Origin of the sequence: Nocardioides aurantiacus, assembly GCF_003752505.1 — a bacterium.
GTDB lineage: Bacteria > Actinomycetota > Actinomycetes > Propionibacteriales > Nocardioidaceae > Marmoricola > Marmoricola aurantiacus.
In genome coordinates this window covers 1,725,779-1,745,412 of sequence record NZ_RKHO01000001.1, presented here as the reverse complement: position 1 = coordinate 1,745,412, position 19,634 = coordinate 1,725,779, and the positions used below count along the sequence as shown (strand labels likewise).

The following is a 19,634-nucleotide window of genomic DNA, read 5'->3' as shown; positions in this document are numbered from 1 at the left end:
CGCATGACCCGAGAGATGCACCCGCAGCGCTGGGGCGACCCCCGCCTCGCCGGCCCCCTGTCCGAGGCCACCCAGGCCCTGGTCGACGCCGCCTTCGGGGCCGTGCCGACCCCGGCCGTCGACCGGGTGGTGCTGCCCGGGCCGGGCCTGGCGGAGGAGCTGCTGGCGTCCCTGGCCGGAGCCGTCGGGACCGCCCACGTGCACACCGACGAGGGCACCCGCCGGTCGCGGACCCGGGGGAAGTCGACGCCCGACCTGCTGCGCGCCCGCGCCGGCGACCTGTCCGACGCCCCCGACGCCGTGGTGCGCCCCGGGTCCCACGACGAGGTCGTCGCGGTGCTCGCCTGGGCGCGCGAGCACCACGTCGCGGTGGTCCCGTTCGGTGGCGGCACGTCCGTCACCGGCGGTCTCGTCGCCACCCGTGAGGGGTACGCCGGCGTGGTCAGCCTCGACCTCGCGCGGCTGGACGGCCTGCTCGCGGTCGACCCGGTCTCGATGACCGCCACCCTGCAGCCGGGGATGCGCGGCCCCGAGGCCGAGGCGGCGCTGGCCGAGCACGGCCTCACCCTCGGCCACTTCCCGCAGTCCTTCGAGCACGCGAGCATCGGTGGCTTCGCCGCGACGCGCAGCAGCGGCCAGAACAGCGCGGGCTTCGGACGCTTCGACCAGATGGTGGTGGGTCTGCGGGCCGCCACACCGGTCGGGGAGATCGTCGCGGGGGCCGCCCCCGCCAGCGCGGCCGGCCCCGACCTGCGGCAGCTGCTGCTGGGCTCGGAGGGGGCGTTCGGCGTGATCACCGAGGTCACGGTCCGGGTCCGTGCGCGTCCGGCCGAGCAGGTCCACGAGGCCTGGCGGTTCGAGTCCTTCGCCGCCGGCCGGGAGGCGGTGCGGCACCTGGCGCAGCACCAGCTGCTGCCGACGATCGTCCGGCTCTCCGACGAGACCGAGACCGCGCTCAACCTCGCCAGCCAGTCCGACGTGGGCGGCGAGGGGGTGTCGGGGTGCCTGATGGTGGTCGGCCACGAGGGCGACGCGGTGGAGCGACGGCGGGCCGAGGTCGCCGAGGCGCTGGCCGCGGCGGGTGGGTCGCCGCTGGGCGAGAAGCGCGGCCGGCACTGGCGCGAGGGGCGCTTCGCGGCGCCCTACCTCCGGGACTCGATGCTCGATGCCGGCGTCCTGGTCGAGACCCTCGAGACGGCGACGTTCTGGAGCGGGGTCGACCGGCTCCGCGACGCGGTGACCGAGGCGCTCCAGGACGGCCTGGGTGAGGGGACGCTCGTGCTGTGCCACGTCTCCCACGTCTACGAGACCGGGTGCTCGCTCTACTTCACCGTCGCGGCGCGGCAGGGCGAGGACCCGCTGGGTCGGTGGCTCGCCGCCAAGGCTGCGGCCAGCGACGCCGTCCTCGCCGCGGGCGGCACCATCACCCACCACCACGCCGTGGGCACCGACCACCGCCCCTGGCTGGCCCGCGAGGTCGGCCCGGTCGGCGTGACGGTGCTGCGCGCGGTCAAGGCGGCCCTCGACCCCACCGGCGTCCTCAACCCGGGTGTGATGGTGCCCTGAGGTCCACCCGGCGGCTGATCCGTCTCACGCCCGGAGGGACACGCCCTTGCGCCAGGCGCTGTAGGAGGTGAGCCGCTGCCCGGCCGGACGGACCAGCCACGGCCACGGGTGGAGGTCGGCGACCTCGACCGCGGCCGAGCGACGGGTGAAGCCCGGCACCGGGGCGAAGGTCGCGGCGACGGCGGTGCCGGCCAGCTCCTCGCCCACCCGCCCCCGGCGCACGTCGACCTCGCGGCGCTCGGCCAGGTCGGCGAGGCACTCGGCCAGGAACACCAGGCGCTTGCCGGACAGGCGCAGCGAGCGCAGCAGCGGCTCGTCGTACACGAAGACGACGGGGAGGTCGGGGTGCGCGGCCAGCGCCGGATCTGCGTCGCCCAGCGACTCCGCGGTGAGCCAGACCGCCGCCGGGTCGCCGGAGCGGGACGGTGCGTCGGGGCCGGCCCCGGGGCCCTCGGCGGTGCCTGCCGCTGCGCCCTCGACGCGCGGCCCGCGCTCGGCGTCGGGCCAGCCCTGGACCGGGCAGGCGTCGCGCAGCGGGCAGGAGCGGCACAGCTGCGGCGCGCGCTTCTCCACCTGCCACCGGCTGAAGCCGTAGGGCTTGCCGGTGCCGGAGCCGACGGTCCACTGCCAGCCGAGCCGGTTGGCGGCGCGCGACCCGTCGAGCAGGTGGCGGAAGAAGTCGTCCTCGCCCTCGCGCCAGTCGCGACCGTGCCGGACGGTCCAGTGGGAGGCCCACCACATCCGGGTCTGGTTGACCAGCCAGCCCTGGCCCTCGAGCTCCTCGCGCAGCCACGACGTGCAGGCCATCTGCTCCTCCCACGCGGGCGGGCTCGCCGGGTGGGGCGGGTGGTAGCGCAGCGGCTCGGCCAGCGCCGCGCCGGTGCCGGCGTAGAGGTGGCGCGCGAACTCCTGCCACATCAGCTCGTCGCGGTAGCGGCGACGGTCCGAGGACGGGGCGTCGCCCACGGCGCCCCAGACCTCGGGCAGGCTCAGCAGCCCGTGCCGGACGTACGGCGAGAGCCGGGTCGCCCCGCGGCGCGACTCGGGCAGCACCGTGGACCGCGACCGGGCGTAGCCGGCCACGTCGAGGGTCGCGAGCGCGAGGTCGGCCGCGGCCTGGCCACCCCGGTGGCCGCCGGGACGGATCCCGTCGGGTCCCTCCAGGGCCAGGTCGCCGAGGTGCTCGGAGACCCAGGCCACCACCGCCCCGGTGTCGTCGACGTCCGGCAGCGGGGGCAGGGAGGGCACCCGCCCAGACTGCCAGCCGGGTCGCGACGGGGTGGTCGGTGGCGTCGGGCAGGATGGCTCCCGTGCGCGACGTGACGGCTGCGGCCCCGACCAGCCCGCTGGAGACGCTGCGCACCGTCTTCGGCTACCCCGAGTTCCGCGGGGAGCAGGCGGCCGTCATCGACACCGTGGTGGCCGGGGGAGACGCCCTGGTGCTGATGCCGACCGGCGGCGGCAAGTCGCTGTGCTACCAGGTGCCGGCGCTGGTCCGTCCCGGCACCGGCGTGGTGGTCTCGCCGCTGATCGCGCTGATGCAGGACCAGGTCGACGCCCTCGCCGCGCTCGGCGTCCGGGCGGCCTACCTCAACTCCACGCAGGACCTCGAGGAGCGGCGCCGGGTCGAGGCGGCCTACGTCGGCGGCGAGCTCGACCTGCTCTACCTCGCCCCCGAGCGGCTCTCGGTGCCCTCGACGCTCCAGCTGCTCGACCGCGGCGAGATCGCGCTCTTCGCCATCGACGAGGCGCACTGCGTCTCCTCGTGGGGCCACGACTTCCGGCCCGACTACCTCCAGCTCGCCGTGCTCGGCGACCGGTGGCCCGGCGTCCCGCGGATCGCGCTGACCGCGACGGCGACGCAGGCGACGGCCGCCGACATCGTCGAGCGGCTGCACCTGGGCGCGGCGCGGACCTTCGTGGCCGGCTTCGACCGCCCCAACATCGAGTACCGCATCGTGCCCAAGGACAACCCGCGCGCCCAGCTGCTCGAGCTGCTGCGCACCGAGCACGCGGGCGACGCCGGCATCGTCTACTGCCTCTCGCGCAGGTCGGTGGAGGAGACTGCCGCCTTCCTGGTCAAGAACGGCATCACCGCGCTGCCCTACCACGCGGGGCTCGACGCCTCGGTCCGCGCCGAGCACCAGGCGCGCTTCCTGCGCGAGCCCGGCCTCGTGATGACCGCGACCATCGCGTTCGGCATGGGCATCGACAAGCCCGACGTGCGGTTCGTGGCCCACCTCGACCTGCCCAAGTCCGTCGAGGGCTACTACCAGGAGACCGGCCGGGCGGGCCGCGACGGCGCTTCGGCCACCGCGTGGCTGGCCTACGGGCTGGCCGACGTCGTCCAGCAGCGGCGCATGATCGACACCTCCGAGGGCGACGCCGCCCACCGCCGGCGCCTGGGCCAGAACCTCGACGCGATGCTCGCGCTGTGCGAGACCGTGGAGTGCCGCCGCGTCCAGCTGCTGGCCTACTTCGGGCAGGAGTCGGGCCCGTGCGGCAACTGCGACACCTGCACCACCCCGCCGCAGACCTGGGACGGCACGGTCGCCGCGCAGAAGGTGCTCTCGGCCGTGGTGCGGCTGCACCAGCGCGGCCAGCGCTACGGCGCGGGCCACGTCGTCGACATCCTGCTGGGCAACGCCACGCCGCGCGTGACCCAGCTCGGCCACACCGACCTCACCGTCTTCGGCATCGGCACCGAGCTCGACGCCGCCGGCTGGCGGGGCGTGGTGCGACAGCTGCTCGCCCGGCGGTTGCTGGCCGTCTCCGCCGACGGCTACGGCACGCTGGAGCTGACGCCGGGCTCCGACGAGGTGCTCCGCGCCGGCCGGCAGGTGCCGCTGCGCACCGAGGCGCCCCGGGCGACCCGCCGACGCTCCGGTGGCGGCAGTCGCGCGGCGGCTGACGCCACCCCGCTCGACGCCGCGGGCGAGGCCCGCTTCGAGCGGCTGCGCGGCTGGCGGGCGGTCACGGCCAAGGAGGCCGGGCTCCCGGCGTACGTCGTCTTCCACGACGCCACGCTGCGCCAGGTCGCCGCGGAGGTGCCCGCCGACAAGGCGGCGCTGGGCGGCATCTCCGGCATCGGCGCCGGCAAGCTGGAGAAGTGGGGCGACGCCCTGCTCGAGGTGCTGGCCGGCTGAGGTCCCTAGTCGATCGGGCCCGCCGGAGGGCGGTAGCCCGGCCGGCCGCTCGTGCCGGCCGAGCGGAGGGCGGCGCGGCCGACGGCCTTGGCCGAGCGCGACAGCGCCGACTCGGGCGCCCCCGAGATCGACGGGGGCATCACCACGACGGGGCAGGAGGCGGCGTACACGATCCGGTGCGCCAGCAACGGCGACATCGACGCGGTCCGTGGGGCGTCGATGACCAGCAGGTCCGCGTCCTGCGCCTGCTCCAGGAGGCCGCGGCGCTTGCCGCCCCGCACCACCCGGAGCTCGGCCGTGTGGTCGGCCCCGAGCACCTCGGCGACGTCGCGCTCCAGCGCCGTCTGCTGCTGGGCGTGCAGTGCGGCCGGGTCGTGGGGGATCCGCGACGCGGTGCCGGACGGAGCGCCCGGGACGTGGGTGGGCTGGTAGACGCGGACGGCGACGAGCCGCCCGTCGTTGGCCTCGGCCTGGGCCCGGGCCCACACCAGCGCCGTGGGTGACTTCGACGTCGCGCTGACGCCGACGACGACGGTGTAGGGCTGCTGCTGCTCGTCCATGTCGTGCTCCTGTAGGTGGGTGGTGGCTCAGACCGGGAGGAGGGTCTTCTGGTTGCCGTCCTCGTCGAACTCGGTGAGGGGCGGCGCGATCTCCTCCAGTGACTTGCCCTCGGCGTCGACGCCCCACACGGCGGCGACCAGCGCACCGAAGAGCATCACGCCGGTCGCGAGCAGGTAGCCCCAGAACATCGGCGTGCGGTCGGTGCCGTCACCGATCAGGGCGCCGTACAGGACGGGGCCCAGGGCGCCGAAGAGCTGGGCGATGCAGAAGAAGTAGGAGATTGCCTGGCCGCGCACCTCCTGCGGGAAGGTCTCGGAGACGGTGAGGTAGCCGGCCGAGGCCCCGGCGGAGGCGAAGAAGAACGCGACGCACCAGAACGCCGTGTGGGTGACCGCGGTGAGGGCGTCGGCCTGGAAGAGGAAGGCCGAGATGCCCAGCACGATGCCGCTGCCGGCGTAGCAGCCGCCGATCATCTTGCGCCTGCCCACGGTGTCGAACAGCGGGCCCAGCAGGAGCGGACCGAGCAGGTTGCCGATCGCGAAGGGGAAGAAGAACAGCGCGGCCTGCGAGGCGCTCAGGTCGTAGAAGTTCTTCAGCACCAGCGCGTAGGTGAAGAAGATGGCGTTGTAGAGGAAGCTCTGCGTGATCATCAGCGACAGCCCGAGCACGGTGCGGGTGGGGTAAAGCTTGAAGAACACGTAGCTCAGCTGCTTGCCCGTGAGCCCCTTGCCGGCCTTGATCCAGCGGGCCTCGGAGTCGTCGTGGTGGGGGAGCTCCCGGCCGCCGTCGCGCACCGACTGCTCGATGCCGGAGACGATCTGCTCCGCCTCCTCGGCGCGACCGTGCGTCAGCATCCAGCGCGGGCTCTCGGGGATGTGGCGCCGCAGGTAGATGATCGCCAGACCCAGGACCGGGCCGATGAAGAAGGCGATCCGCCAGCCGAGGTTCTCCGCGAACCGATCGGTGTCCAGCAGGATCGAGCTGGCGAGCGCCCCCAGGGCCGCGCCGAGCCAGTAGGTGCCGTTGATCGCGAGGTCGACCCGGCCGCGGTGCTTGCCGGGGATCAGCTCGTCGATCGCGGAGTTGACCGCGGAGTACTCGCCGCCGATGCCCATGCCGGAGATGAAGCGGCAGACCAGGAACAGCTCCATGGTCGGGGCGAGACCGGCCAGGGCGGCACCGACGAGGTAGACCGCGAGGGTCAGCGTGAACATCTTCTTGCGGCCCAGGGTGTCGGTCATCCGGCCGAAGACCAGCGCGCCGACCACCTCGCCGAGGAGGTAGACCGTGCCGGCGAGGCCGACGTCGGCCGCGCTCATGCTGAGCGACTTCTCGAAGCCGCCGGCGGCCACGATCTGCACCTCGAGCCCGTCGAGGATCCAGGCGGTGCCCAGACCGAAGACGACCATCCAGTGGAACCGCGACCACGGCATGTCGTGCATGCGGGAGGGGATCAGGCTCTTGATCGGCCGCTCGGGCGCGGTCGTGTGACTGGACATGGGCAGGTTCTCTCTCACGGGGGATCGCGCCCCGGGCCGGGCGTGACGACGCCTCCTTACCCGGGTGACCGTGGTCACAAACAACTATCGCGGAGAGGACGCGCCACTTTTCGCGACGGGGGTGCTTGACTTCGGATGTGAGCGCTAACACACTCTCTCGTGTTAGCGCTATCACACCGCTCCGACGGCCCCACCACCCCGCGGGCCGTGGTGTCCGCGCGAGCACCGGCGCCGACGGTGCGGCCTGATCAGCCGCCCGTCGGACGCGCCACCACCCCACGGCCCGACGCGGCGTCGTGCCCTCACCCGATCAGGAGAACCCATGCGCAAGACAGTCGCGACGATGGCCGTCGCCGCCCTCAGCCTCACCCTCGCCGCCTGCGGGAGCGGCGGTGGCAGCGGCGACGGCGACAAGGGCACCGTCGGTGTCGCCATGCCGACCAAGTCCTCCGAGCGCTGGATCGCGGACGGCAACAACATCAAGAAGCAGCTCGAGGACGCGGGCTACCAGGTCGACCTGCAGTACGCCGAGGACGACATCCCCACCCAGGTCTCCCAGGTCGAGAACATGGTGACCAAGGGCAGCGAGGTGCTCATCGTCGCGGCGATCGACGGCACCGCCCTCGGCGACGTGCTGCAGACCGCGGCCGACTCCGACATCCCCGTCATCTCCTACGACCGGCTGATCCGCGACACCGACGCCGTCGACTACTACACGACCTTCGACAACGAGCAGGTCGGCGTGCTGCAGGCCGAGTCGCTGCTCGCGGGGCTCGAGGCGTCCGGCAAGGGCCCCTACAACGTCGAGCTGTTCGCCGGCTCGCCCGACGACAACAACGCGACCTTCTTCTGGAAGGGCGCGATGTCCAAGCTGCAGCCGGCCATCGACGCGGGCGACCTGGTGGTCGTCTCGGGCCAGACCGACTTCGAGCAGGCCGCCACGCTGCGCTGGGACCCCGCCACCGCCCAGAAGCGCATGGAGGACATCCTCACCCGCAGCTACACGCAGAAGGACGTCCAGGGCGTCCTCTCGCCGTACGACGGCCTCTCGCTCGGCATCATCGCCGCGCTCAAGGCCAACGGCTACGGCTCGGGCGACAAGCCGCTGCCCGTGGTGACCGGCCAGGACGCCGAGCTGGCCTCGGTCAAGTCCATCGTGGCCGACGAGCAGTACTCCACGATCTTCAAGGACACCCGCGAGCTCGCGAAGGTCACCGTGGACATGGTCAAGTCGATCCAGTCCGGCGACGAGCCGGAGACCAACGACGACGAGACCTACGACAACGGCAACAAGGTCGTCCCGTCCTACCTGCTCGAGCCCCAGCCCGTCACCAAGGACGACGTGACGAAGGTGCTGGTCGACTCCGGCTACTACACCGCCGACGAGCTGAAGTGACCCCGCCGGTGGCCGGTCACTCCTGTGACCGGCCACCGGCCCCACCGACCGGAGAGGACCCGGGATGGACGCACCGATCCTGGAGATGCGCGGCATCACCAAGCAGTTCCCCGGCGTCAAGGCGCTCGACCGCGTCGACCTGCGCGTCGGGCGGGGCACCGTGCACGCCATCTGCGGCGAGAACGGCGCCGGCAAGTCGACGCTGATGAAGGTGCTGAGCGGGGTCTACCCCCACGGCAGCTACGACGGCACCATCCTGCTCGACGGCGAGGAGGTGGCCTTCAAGGGCATCCGCGACTCCGAGGCCGCGGGCGTGGTGATCATCCACCAGGAGCTCGCCCTCATCCCCGAGCTCTCCATCGCCGAGAACATCTTCCTCGGCAACGAGACCAGCCGCCGGGGGATCATCTCCTGGGACCGCGCCCACAGCGAGGCCGTCGAGCTGCTCGCCCGGGTCGGCCTGGTGGAGAACCCCCTGACCCAGGTCAAGCACCTCGGCGTCGGCAAGCAGCAGCTGGTGGAGATCGCCAAGGCGCTCTCCAAGCGGGTCCGCCTGCTCATCCTCGACGAGCCGACGGCCGCCCTCAACGACGACGACGCCGCGCACCTGCTCGACCTGCTGCGCGACCTGCAGTCCAAGGGCGTCACCTGCATCATGATCAGCCACAAGCTGGGCGAGATCGCAGCCGTGGCCGACGACATCACGATCATCCGCGACGGCCGCTCCATCGAGACGCTGGGCGTCGCCGAGGACAGCGTCGACGAGGACCGGATCATCCGCGGCATGGTCGGGCGCGACCTCGACCACCGCTTCCCCGACCGCACCCCCGACGTCGGGGAGGTGCGCCTGGAGCTGCGCGACTGGACGGTCGCCCACCCGCTCGACCGCAGCCGCGCCGTGATCCGCGGCGCCGACCTCACCGTGCGCCGGGGCGAGATCGTGGGCATCGCTGGGCTGATGGGCTCGGGTCGCACCGAGCTGGCCCGCAGCGTCTTCGGCCGCTCCTACGGCAGCAGCACCACCGGCACCCTGCTCCTGGACGGCGAGGAGCTGGAGCTGCGCTCGGTCCCGGACGCGATCTCGGCCGGCATCGCCTACGTCAGCGAGGACCGCAAGGGCCTCGGGCTCAACCTGCTCGACGACATCAAGCGCTCCGTGGTCTCGGCCTCGCTCGGCAGCCTGCGCCGCGGGCTGACGGTGGACGAGGGCAAGGAGGTGGAGGTCGCCGAGCACTACCGCCGCACCCTGAACATCAAGGCGTCCTCGGTCGACCAGGGCGTCGCGACGCTCTCGGGCGGCAACCAGCAGAAGGTCGTGCTGGGCAAGTGGATGCACACCGACCCGCAGGTGCTGATCCTCGACGAGCCCACCCGTGGCATCGACGTCGGGGCGAAGTACGAGATCTACACCGTCATCCACGCGTTGGCCGCACAGGGCCGGGCCGTCCTGGTCATCTCCTCGGAGCTGCCCGAGCTGTTCGGGCTGTGCGACCGGATCTACACCCTCGCCGAGGGCCGCCTCACCGGCGAGGTGCGCCGCGGCCCCACCGGTGAGTACGACGCCGAGCAGGTCATGCGCCACATGACCGGCACCACCCTGGCTCCGACGGGCACCGGCCCGGGCGAGCCCTCGAAGGAAGTAGCCCCATGAGCTCGCTCACCCGCATCCTGCGCGGCAACCTGCGCCAGTACGGCATGGTCATCGCGCTGGTCTCGATCGTCACGCTGTTCTGGTTCACCACCGACGGCGTGCTGCTGCGCCCGCTCAACGTGACCAACCTGATCACCCAGAACTCCTACATCCTGATCCTCGCGATCGGCATGGTGCTCGTGATCGTGGCCCGCCACATCGACCTCTCGGTCGGGTCGGTGGCGGCCTTCGTCGGCGCGCTGGCGGCGATCATGATGACCCGCTACGACGTGCCGTGGTTCCTCGCCGTGGTGCTCTGCCTCGGCGTCGGAGCGCTCATCGGTGCCTGGCACGGCTTCTGGGTGGCGTACGTCGGGATCCCGGCCTTCATCGTGACGCTGGCCAGCATGCTGCTGTTCCGCGGCCTGACGCTGGTCGTGCTCCAGGGCGCGACCGTCGGCGGGCTGCCGCAGGGCTTCGAGCGGATGGGCAACGGCTTCCTGCCCGAGGTCGGCCCCGACACCGGCCTGCACAACCTCACCCTCGTCCTGGGCGTGCTGCTGACCGCCTGGCTGGTCGTGCTCGAGGTGCGCAAGCGCCGCTCGGCGGTGCACTACAAGCTCGAGGTGCTGCCCCCGGCGCTGTTCCTGGCCAAGCTGGTCGCCATCGCGGTCGTGGTCGTCGGGCTCTGCTACGTGCTCGCGCAGTACCGCGGCCTCCCGGTCGTCGGCCTGATCCTGGTGGTGCTGATCGGGGTCTACGGCTTCGTGATGCAGCGCACGATCATCGGGCGCCACGTCTACGCCGTGGGCGGCAACGTCGACGCGGCCACGATGTCGGGTGTGCGGACCAAGCGCATCGACTTCCTGGTGATGACCAACATGGGCATGCTCGCGGCGCTCGCGGGCATGGTGTTCGCGGCCCGGCTGACCGCCGCCAACCCCAAGGCGGGCGTCAACTTCGAGCTCGACGCGATCGCCGCCGCCTTCATCGGAGGCGCCGCGGTCACCGGCGGCGTCGGGACGGTCGCCGGCGCGATCATCGGCGGCTTCGTGATGGGCGTGCTCAACAACGGCATGTCGCTGATGGGCGTCTCGATCGACTGGCAGCAGGCGGTCAAGGGGCTGGTGCTGCTCGCCGCCGTCGCCTTCGACGTGTGGAACAAGAAGCGCACCTCGGTCGGCGGCGGCGCCGGCGCCGAGGACACCTCCGTCGCCCCGCCGCCCCCCGACGAGCTGACCGAGGAGCTGGAGAAGCAGCGGGTGGGCGGGTCGGCCGCGCGCACGCCGTGAGCCGGGCCGGCGTCCCGCCCGGGAACGCCGGCGCCCGGCGCCCGCGCGAGGTCACCCTGGCCGACGTCGCCCGGGCCGCCGGCGTCTCGGACCAGACGGTCTCCCGCGTGGTCAACGACCACCCGCACGTCAGCGCGCAGACCCGCACCCGGGTCCGGGACGCGATCGGGCGGCTGGGCTACCGCCCCAACTTCGCCGCCCGCCGGCTGGCCACCAACCGGTCGCGGTCGGTGGGGATCGTCTCGCTCATCACCGGGCTGTGGGGACCGGCGGGGGTGCGGCAGTCGCTGGAGCTGCGCGTCGCCGAGGCGGGCTACCAGACGCTCACCCGCAGCCTCCCCGCGATCACGCCCGCCCTCCTCGCCGCCTCGTTCGACGACCTGCTCAGCAGCGGCGTGGACGGCATCGTGGTGGTGGCCGCCGACGACCCGACGGCCGAGGTCGTCCTCGCGCAGCGGCCCGGGGTGCCCGTGGTCGTCGTGGCCGGCGCGATGCCGCTGGGGCGTCCCGGGCTCGGCCTCGACCAGGTGCTGGCGTCTCGTCGGGCCACCGAGCACCTGCTCGACCTCGGCCACGTCGTGGTCGGCCACGTGAGCGGGCCGCTGGAGGCGACCCAGGCCCGGCAGCGCCGCGACGGGTGGGCCGGGGCCCTCGACGCGCGGGGGCTCGGCCCCGGTCCGGTGGAGGCGGGGGACTGGACCGCCGCCAGCGGCTTCCACGCCGGTCGCCGGCTGCTGGCCGATCCGGCGACCACCGCGGTCGTGGTCGCCAACGACCAGATGGCCGTCGGGGTGCTCCGTGCGGCCGGCGAGCGTGGTCGGCGGGTGCCCGAGGACCTCAGCGTCGTCGGGTTCGACGACGTCCCGGAGGCGGCGTACCTCGTGCCGCCGCTCACCACCGTGCGCCACGACTTCGACGAGGTCGGGCGCCGGGTCGTGGCCGCGCTGCGCAGCGAGGTCGAGGGCAGCCCGATGGCCCGGCTCCCCGCGATGGCGCCCGAGGTCGTCGTACGCCGCAGCACCGCGCCCCCGCCACCGTCGGCAGGTGGACTGGTCCACCGCCACGTCGTCGCCGTCGGTGCGTGCGCGGAGCCCGTGCCTGATCGATGATCGCGAGACCGCCGGACCACGGGGCCCGGCACGCATCTCGGGGGGACCCATGACCACGACGCCGGACCGCAGGACGTGGACCAGGTGGGTGGCGCTGGGCGCCGCGGCGTCCGCCGCGCTGGCCGGGGTGGGACTCTCCGGCCCCGCGGCGCAGGCCGATCCGGTCGCGGCACCGGAGGAGTGCCCGGCCGCGTTCCCCGTCGCCGGGCTGACCAGGGGCGACGCCGTCACCGGGCGCACGGTCACCAGCGGCACCGCGCCCGAGGCCTTCGCCGGCACCGTGCTCGGCGTCCTCGAGGACGGCATCACGTCCGACGTCGACATGGTCCTGGTCGACCTGCACTCCGCGGCCGTGGACCGCGCCGGCATCTGGAGCGGCATGTCCGGCTCGCCGGTGTACGCCGCCGACGGCCGCCTCATCGGCGCCGTCGCCTACAGCCTGGGCACCGGACCGTCGACCGTCGCCGGCGTCACCCCGGCCGAGGAGATGTACCGCCTGTTCTCCCCGTCGCGGTCCGCGACCTCGGCGCCGCGCACCGTCGCGCCGCTCACCACCTCCCTGCAGCGCTCGGTCGCCCGGGCGGGGGCCGCCACCGGCGCCACCGCGATGCGTCGGATGCGCGTGCCCGTCGGTCTCTCGGGCCTCGGCGCCGAGCGGGTCCGCAGCCTCGCACCGGCCCTGAACAGCCAGGGCGTGCACCTCGCGGACACCTCGGCCGGAGCGCCGTCGGGGGAGCAGGTCCCGGTCACGGCGGGCGGCAACCTGGCCGCGTCGATGGCCCACGGCACCCTGACCGCGGCCGCCGTCGGCACCGCCACCGCCGTGTGCGACGGCGAGGTGGTGGGCTTCGGCCACCCGATGAACTTCACCGGGGCCAGCACGCTCAGCATGCACGGAGCCACCGCGACCCACATCCAGGACGACTCGGTCTTCGGCGGGTTCAAGGTCGCCAACCTCGGGGCGCCGGTCGGCACCGTGGACCGCGACCGGCTGGCCGGCATCCGCGGGCGGGCCGGCGGGCTCCCCACGCGCTACGACGTGCGGACCACCGCCACCCAGGGGGCCGACGCGCGCACGGCGCTCACCCACGTCACCGTCGGCTCGCTCATCCCCGAGCTGGCGTTCAGCAACACCGTCGCCGCCCAGGACCGCGTGCTCGACCGCGTCGGCGGGGGGCAGGCGTCCACGCGGTGGACGGTCAGGGGCACCCGCAAGGACGGGTCGCCGTTCACCTACACCCGGTCCAACCGCTACGCCGACCCGGCCGACATCTCCGCCACCACCGCCTCCGCCCTGGCCATGGACCTGCTCGCGCTGCAGGACAACCCCGGCGAGGTCGTCCGGATCACCGGCGTCGACGCCGCGACCACGGTGGAGGACACCTACGAGACCTACCGGGTCGCCACGGTGCAGTACCGCCGCGGCACGTCGTGGGTCGCCCTGCCCAGCCGCGGCAAGGGCCTCAGGCAGGGCAGCACCCTGCGGCTGCGCGTCACCCTCACCTCGCGGGAGGGCGAGCCGCGCGTGGTCCGCACCAGCGTGACCGTGCCGACCCGCACCGCCGGCCGCACCGGCGTCCTGGTCGTCCGCGGCGGGGGGTCGGACCTCTACGGCTCGGAGGAGTTCTTCGAGGACGAGGAGGAGTTCTTCGACGAGGACGGCCCGGCCCCCTCGGCGGCGACCTTCCCCGCGCTCCTGCGGAGCCTGACCACCGCGCCCGCCAACGACGAGGTGGTCGCCTCGCTGCAGTTCGACGCTCGCGGGGCGGCGCGCCGGGCGCGCACGGCCCGGGCCGACGCCGACCGGGTCGTGGGCGGGGTGAAGCGCTTCTCGGTCCGCGGCACCCGCTGACCCGTCGGGTCCCGGGACCGGGCCCCGGGGGTCAGGTCCAGTACAGGACGCGGCAGGCCGGCACCCGTTCGGCGAGCGCGGTGGTGAACCACCCCCGGAGCTCGGCCATCACCTCGCGCGGGTAGACGTGCTTGGTGGTGCCGAACTTGCCGCGCTTGACCGAGCGGCGCGCCTCGTCCATCTCCAGGGTGGTGCGGGGGTACCACCCGGTCAGCACCTCCTTGCTGCCGGCGGTGAACCGGTGGGTGATCAGCTCGGCGGTCAGGTCGAGGTCGGCCACGTCGTCGACCGCCCGGCCGACCAGCTCGAGCAGCTCGCCGTAGTGGTCGCGCCAGTCCTCCAGCGGCATGATCGGGGCGATGGTCAGCCCCACCGGGTAGTCCGCCAGCGCGAGCCGGCGCACGGCGTCCAGGCGCTGCTCGAGCGTGCTGGTCCCGCCCTCCCAGCGGCGGGTCACCGGCAGGCAGTTGACGCTGAACCGCACCCGGGTCCGGCCGCGGTGGTCCAGGGCGACGAACCGGTCGACGTCGGCGAACTTGGTGGTCCACCGCAGCTGCACCGGGGCGTCCCACGCGCCGAAGTGCTCCACCGCCCGCTGCCAGCTGCCGGTCAGGTGGTCCAGCGCCAGCGGGTCGCTGTAGCAGGAGGCCTCGAAGGTGGTGCCCTCGTGGCGGCGCGCCGCCGACCGGCTGGTCACCTCGCCCGTCCCGGCGTACGACGTGAGGTTGGCCAGGATGTCGTCGAGGTCGGCGTACACCCGGGTGACCGGCGGGCCGGACAGCGAGCCGGCGAGGTAGCAGTACTGGCAGTGTGCCGGGCAGCCCTCGGCCAGGTCGACCCGCCAGTCGGCGCTGGGGGAGATGGGCTGCAGCCGACGCTTGCTCGGCGGGCTGACCACGACGGCGAGGGTGGACTTGGCGCGGGCGTAGGTCTCGCGGTCGGTCTCGCCCCGGACCCCGGTCAGCCGGTTGGCGGTGAGCCGCTCGACCTCGATGCCGAGCGCCTCGACCCGGGCGACGATCCGCTGGCCGTGCGGCTCGTCGAGGGCGGCCGGCGTCACCACCACCCGCTTCGGCGTCCAGCGGCGGGCCGACCGGGCGGGCGGAGCGAGCTCGGCGAGGTCCCGCTCCGCGGTGCCCTCGCCGCTGGCGCTGTGGGGCCGGGGCTCGGCGTCGGGGGCCAGGGGCCGGTCCAGGTCGACGTCCGGCTGCTCGGTGGGGCTCACGCCCCGCCCGTACCCGATCGGTCGGGTCCGGTCGGCGAGCCGGGTGTCCGGTTCGTGGCGGTCTGGGGGAGGGGGTGTCTCACACCCGCGGCGTGGTGGGCCCGGGACGCCGCGCGGGTGCAAGGCAGCACCTAGGCTCCTCGTGCGGGGGCGAGCGCCCGACGCTGCGAGACACGGGGTGGGGGCGAGGGTGCAGCGGATCCTGGACGACCTCCACGTCTTCGTCGAGATGACCGAGGCCATCACCTCCGACCTCGACCTCGACCGCGTGCTGCAGTCGGTGACCGACGCCGGCACCCGGCTCTCCGCGGCCCGTTTCGGCGCGTTCTTCTACCACTCCTCCGACGACGGGGCGACGCGCGGCGGGCTGCGGGTCGCCTCGGGCGTGGGCCCGCAGGAGTTCGCGCACCTGCCGGTGCCCCGGCTGGTCGAGCTCTTCTCCGCCACCTTCGCGGGGCGGGAGACGGTGCGCCTGGACGACGTCGGCGACGACCTGCCCGACGCCGTGCGCCGCGGCCGCCGGCCGTTGCGCAGCTACCTCGGCACCCCGGTCGTGGCCCGCTCGGGCGAGGTCATCGGCGCGCTCCTGTTCGGCCACCCCGAGGTCGCCGCGTTCGACGAGCGCAGCGAGGACGTGGTGCGGCTGGTCGCGACCCAGGCGGCGGTGGCCGTCGAGAACGCCCGGTCCTACGCCCAGGAGCAGCTGGCGCGGCGGGAGGCCGAGCAGGCCGCCGAGCGGCTCGCCCTGCTGCAGACGATCACCTCGCGCCTGGCCCGGGCCGACGACCGGGACCAGGTCCTGCTCGCCGTCGTCGACACGCTGGTCGGTCCGTTGGGGGCCAGTCGCGTCGGGGTCTACCTCCGCGAGGGGTCGGTCTACCGCGCCGCGGCCGGCGTCAGCGTCGCCCCGGCTCGCGGGGCGACCGAGGCGCCGCAGCGGCCCCAGCACGCGGAGTTCCCCGCGGAGGGCGACAACCCGGTGGCCGTGTGCGCCGCCGAGCGGCGGCCCCTGGTGCACGAGTCGGTGGCCGACCTGGCGGCCCGCTTCCCCCGGGTCGGGGCGGCGGTGACGGGCATGGAGGCCTCGGTGCTGCTCCCGCTCGTGGTGGGGGAGCGGACGCTCGGTGTGCTGGCGCTGGCGTGGCGCGAGCCGCGGGTCTTCGACGCCGTCGAGCTCGACTGGCTGCGCAGCGCGGTGGAGCAGCTCTCCCTGGCGCTGCTGCAGGTCGAGCTGCGCGACTCCGAGGCCGCGGCCCAGGCCGCCCTGCGCGACAGCGCGGCGTACGCCATCTCGGTCTCGCAGACGCTGCAGCGCTCGCTGCTGCCCCTGGCGCTGCCCGACGTGGAGTCGCTGGCGGTGGCGGTGCGCTACGTGCCGTCGGCGGTCGACGCCGAGGTCGGCGGTGACTGGTACGACGTGATCGCCACCCCCGACGGGGCGGTCGTGCTCGTGATCGGCGACGTCCAGGGCCACAGCATCGGCGCGGCCGCGGTGATGGGACAGCTGCGCGTGGCGCTCAACGCCTACCTGGTCGAGAGCCACCCGCCCCACGTCGCGCTGGCCCGCGTCAACCGGGTGATGGAGACGCTGCGCACCGACGCGATCGCCACCTGCTGCCTGGTGCGCATCGAGCCCGCCACCGGCCACGTGACGGTGGTGCGGGCAGGCCACACGCTGCCGCTGCTGTGGCGCGCCGACGGCGAGGTCGTCGAGGTCGAGGGGGACGGCGGCATCCCGCTCGGGGTGCTGCCCGAGTGGGAGTGGCCCACCACCGAGCTCCACCTCGGGGCGGGCGACCGGCTGCTGCTCTACACCGACGGGCTGGTCGAGGTGCCCGGCGAGGACGTCGACGAGGGAGTGGCCGCCCTGCTCCGCGAGGTGGCCACGACCGGCAGCGGCGACGGCACCACGGCCGCGGCCCGCGACGGCGACGTGACGAGCGCAGCCCGCCAGGAGCGCCTGGAGGACGACGTCGACGACGTGCTCGCCCGGGTGGGGGTGCGGGCGCGCGACGACGTCGCCGTGCTGGCCTGCGAGTACGCCGGCCCGGCCGCGAGCTACCGGCGCGAGGAGCTGCACGTCGCGACCGTGCCCGAGGTGGCCACGGCCCGGGGCTTCGGCCGCCGCACCCTGGTCCGGTGGGGCCTGCTGCACCTCGACGACGTCGTGTCGCTGCTGATCACCGAGCTGGTGACGAACGCGCTGGTGCACACCGAGGGCCCGGCGCGGCTGGAGCTGCGCCGCCACGAGGGCGCCGTGCGGGTGATGGTGACCGACTCGCTGTCCAAGGTGCCGCGGCCGCGGGCGGTCGACTCCGACGCGACGGGCGGCCGCGGCCTGCTGGTCGTGGGGGCGCTGTCGACGGAGTGGGGCGTCGAGCCCCGCGGCGAGGGCAAGACCGTCTGGGCCGACGTCCGGGCCTGACCCCGTCCGGCCGACGCGGTGTCACCGACTCCTCGGGCCTCCGACCAGGGCGCCGACGAGCCGGTCGACGGCGGCCGGCTCGGCGTACGGCAGGAACAGGGAGGGCTCGACGAGCTCGACCTCGAGCACGCAGCAGCCGCCGTCGTCGTCGCGCACGACGTCGACGCGGGCGTAGGCCGGGGTGCCGAGCAGCCCGGTCACCACCTCCATCGCGGCGTCGCCCACCGCCACCTGGGCGGGCTCGGCGTCGTGCGGGGCGTTGGTCTCCTCGGCGAACAGGTCCTCGACCGCGCCGGCCCGCGGCACCGCCACGCGCTTGCTGGCGGCGTGGCTGAAGTGCCCCTGCAGGTAGACCAGCGGCCACTCGCCGTCGGTGGCCACCGAGGCCAGGAACGGCTGCACCAGCACCGCCCGGTCCGCGGCGTGCAGCCGGGCGACGTGGGCGAGCGCGACGTCGTGGTGCTCGGGGCCGTAGGTGGCGGTGTCGCGGCTGCCCGCGCCCACGGCCGGCTTCACCACGAAGTCGCCCTGGGCCAGGTGGGTCAGGTCGGCCTGCTCGCCGGGGAGCAGGAACGTCGTCGGCGTGATCGGGACCCCGGCCGCGTCGAGGTCGCGCAGGTAGTGCTTGTCGAGGCTCCACCGCACCGTGGCCGGCGGGTTGACCAGGTCGGTCGCCGCGGCCACCCGGTCGAGCCACGGCAGGAACTCCGCGAGGCGGTCGGGGTAGTCCCAGGCCGAGCGCAGCACGGCGCGGTCGTAGGCCGCCCAGTCGACGTGCGGGTCGTCCCAGTCGACGACGTCGACCGCGACCCCGGCACGTGCCAGCGCCGGCAGCACCAGCGGCTCGTCCTCGTCGCGGCCGCGCGCGCCCCGTGTCGTCACCCACGCCAGTCGCTCGATCACGCAGCGCAGCGTGCCAGGTGCCACCGACGGGCGCGAGCCACCGGGGGTGGCTCAGTCGTCGGGGCCCGGCAGCCCCAGCAGCGCGCGCACCTCGGCGGAGCGGGCGAGGGCCAGGTCGAGGACGTCGGGGCGGGCGGCGTACCACGCGAGCTGGGCCGTGGCGACGGCCGCGGCGGTGACCGGGGTCCCGCCGACGCGCCAGTCGGGACGGGGCTCGTCGGCGAGCCCGTGCGCCGCGACCACGGCCGGCTCCAGGGGAGCGACGACGGAGGTGAGGAGCGGCCGGGTGACGGTCGTGGCCCGTGGCTCCAGGCCGAGGGCGGTCCGCACCCGGGCCGCCACCGGCTCGAGCAGCCGGTTGCCCGGGTGGTTGACGGTGCGGACGGTGTCGCCGGCGGGGTGCTCCAGCAGGTCGCTGACCGGGACCGCGCCCGCGGCGGCCTCCCGTCGCGCCAGCTCGGCGACCGACGCGGCGGCGACCGCCAGGACCCGGGCCGGTGCGGTGGGCCCGGGTTGCGGGGCGGTGCCGCCGGCGCGGCGCCACGCGGCCTCGGCCACGAGCCGGACGTCGTGGTAGGCCACGACCGGCGGCTCGGGGTCGGCGAGGCCCGGCGGGTGCATCACGAGGTGCCAGGGGTGCAGCCCGGCGTAGCGGACGATCGGCACCGGTGCGACCACGGCCGTGCCCGGTAGCCGGGCCACCTGCTGCTCGGTGCCCAGCGGCAGGCCGCGGTAGTCGGCGCGCACGGGCTGGGCCACGAGCAGGTCGGTGCGGGCGAGCCAGCGGTGCAGCGGCTCGACCTCGTGGGGCCGCACGTCGTGCAGCGGCGGGAGCCGCACCGTGCGCACGTCGTCGCCGTCGAGGAGCAGCCGCAGCGACTCGGCCTGGCAGTTGCCCGTGACCACGAGCACCGGGCGCCGCTCGTCGCCCGGCCCGGTCAGGAAGTCGCGGTAGTGCTCCTCCTCGGCCGCGGGCCGACGGACCAGGGGAGGGGAGGCGTCGGGCCAGGTGGTGGTCACGCACCCAGTC

14 protein-coding genes are annotated in these 19,634 nt (G+C 74.4%); 8 read left to right on the top strand and 6 right to left on the bottom strand.

Going from position 1 to position 19,634, the window contains the following annotated elements; genetic code table 11:
- Positions 1–3 precede the first annotated feature (3 nt).
- Complete coding sequence (locus EDD33_RS08330) at positions 4–1,566, top strand: FAD-binding oxidoreductase (RefSeq protein ID WP_123390008.1); 1,563 nt, start codon at positions 4–6, stop codon at positions 1,564–1,566.
- Between the two features lie 24 nt (positions 1,567–1,590).
- Here the strand turns inward: EDD33_RS08330 and EDD33_RS08325 are convergent, their stop codons facing one another.
- The gene (locus tag EDD33_RS08325; protein WP_123390006.1) at positions 1,591–2,814 is read right to left on the bottom strand and encodes an FAD-binding domain-containing protein; all 1,224 of its coding nucleotides are present in this window, start codon (positions 2,812–2,814) and stop codon (positions 1,591–1,593) included.
- Between the two features lie 53 nt (positions 2,815–2,867).
- On the opposite strand from EDD33_RS08325, the gene recQ reads away from it, so the two are divergent.
- Positions 2,868–4,712, top strand: a complete 1,845-nt coding sequence (gene recQ / locus EDD33_RS08320; protein ID WP_123390004.1) for a DNA helicase RecQ — start codon at positions 2,868–2,870, stop codon at positions 4,710–4,712.
- A 5-nt stretch (positions 4,713–4,717) separates the two neighbouring features.
- Here recQ and EDD33_RS08315 read toward each other — a convergent pair whose 3' ends face one another.
- Positions 4,718–5,272, bottom strand: coding sequence for a universal stress protein (locus EDD33_RS08315; RefSeq protein ID WP_123390002.1), 555 nt, complete (start codon positions 5,270–5,272; stop codon positions 4,718–4,720).
- A 27-nt stretch (positions 5,273–5,299) separates the two neighbouring features.
- The gene (locus EDD33_RS08310) at positions 5,300–6,772 is read right to left on the bottom strand and encodes an MFS transporter (protein WP_123390000.1); all 1,473 of its coding nucleotides are present in this window, start codon (positions 6,770–6,772) and stop codon (positions 5,300–5,302) included.
- Between the two features lie 322 nt (positions 6,773–7,094).
- Between EDD33_RS08310 and chvE the strand changes: the two genes are divergently transcribed.
- The 5 genes from chvE to EDD33_RS08285 all read left to right on the top strand — a co-directional run bounded on the left by chvE (position 7,095) and on the right by EDD33_RS08285 (position 14,051).
- On the top strand, positions 7,095–8,168 hold the full coding sequence (gene chvE, locus EDD33_RS08305) for a multiple monosaccharide ABC transporter substrate-binding protein (protein WP_123389998.1): 1,074 nt from the start codon (positions 7,095–7,097) through the stop codon (positions 8,166–8,168).
- Positions 8,169–8,232: 64 nt separating this feature from the next.
- Positions 8,233–9,819 carry a multiple monosaccharide ABC transporter ATP-binding protein gene (gene mmsA, locus EDD33_RS08300; RefSeq protein WP_123389991.1) on the top strand — a complete coding sequence of 529 codons (1,587 nt, stop codon included), beginning with the start codon at positions 8,233–8,235 and terminating at the stop codon, positions 9,817–9,819.
- Positions 9,816–11,090 (top strand): multiple monosaccharide ABC transporter permease, encoded by a 1,275-nt coding sequence (mmsB, locus tag EDD33_RS08295; RefSeq protein WP_123389990.1) that lies wholly within the window; start codon positions 9,816–9,818, stop codon positions 11,088–11,090. Before mmsA ends, mmsB begins: the two co-directional genes overlap by 4 nt.
- Positions 11,087–12,199 (top strand): LacI family DNA-binding transcriptional regulator, encoded by a 1,113-nt coding sequence (locus tag EDD33_RS08290; protein ID WP_211332469.1) that lies wholly within the window; start codon positions 11,087–11,089, stop codon positions 12,197–12,199. The genes mmsB and EDD33_RS08290 overlap by 4 nt, the downstream gene beginning before the upstream one ends.
- 49 nt (positions 12,200–12,248) lie before the next feature.
- Positions 12,249–14,051, top strand: a complete 1,803-nt coding sequence (locus tag EDD33_RS08285; RefSeq protein ID WP_148076962.1) for a hypothetical protein — start codon at positions 12,249–12,251, stop codon at positions 14,049–14,051.
- A gap of 31 nt (positions 14,052–14,082) precedes the next feature.
- Here the strand turns inward: EDD33_RS08285 and EDD33_RS08280 are convergent, their stop codons facing one another.
- Positions 14,083–15,276, bottom strand: a complete 1,194-nt coding sequence (locus EDD33_RS08280; protein ID WP_246003433.1) for an SPL family radical SAM protein — start codon at positions 15,274–15,276, stop codon at positions 14,083–14,085.
- 190 nt (positions 15,277–15,466) lie between these two features.
- Between EDD33_RS08280 and EDD33_RS08275 the strand changes: the two genes are divergently transcribed.
- A complete protein-coding gene (locus EDD33_RS08275) occupies positions 15,467–17,701 on the top strand; it encodes a SpoIIE family protein phosphatase (protein WP_123389986.1) in 2,235 nt (744 codons plus the stop codon).
- A 21-nt stretch (positions 17,702–17,722) separates the two neighbouring features.
- On the opposite strand, the gene EDD33_RS08270 is transcribed toward EDD33_RS08275, so the two are convergent.
- Both EDD33_RS08270 and EDD33_RS08265 read right to left on the bottom strand, forming a co-directional pair.
- Positions 17,723–18,604, bottom strand: coding sequence for an ATP-grasp domain-containing protein (locus EDD33_RS08270; protein ID WP_123389984.1), 882 nt, complete (start codon positions 18,602–18,604; stop codon positions 17,723–17,725).
- 51 nt (positions 18,605–18,655) lie between these two features.
- On the bottom strand, positions 18,656–19,624 hold the full coding sequence (locus EDD33_RS08265) for a WcbI family polysaccharide biosynthesis putative acetyltransferase (RefSeq protein WP_123389983.1): 969 nt from the start codon (positions 19,622–19,624) through the stop codon (positions 18,656–18,658).
- Positions 19,625–19,634 lie beyond the last annotated feature (10 nt).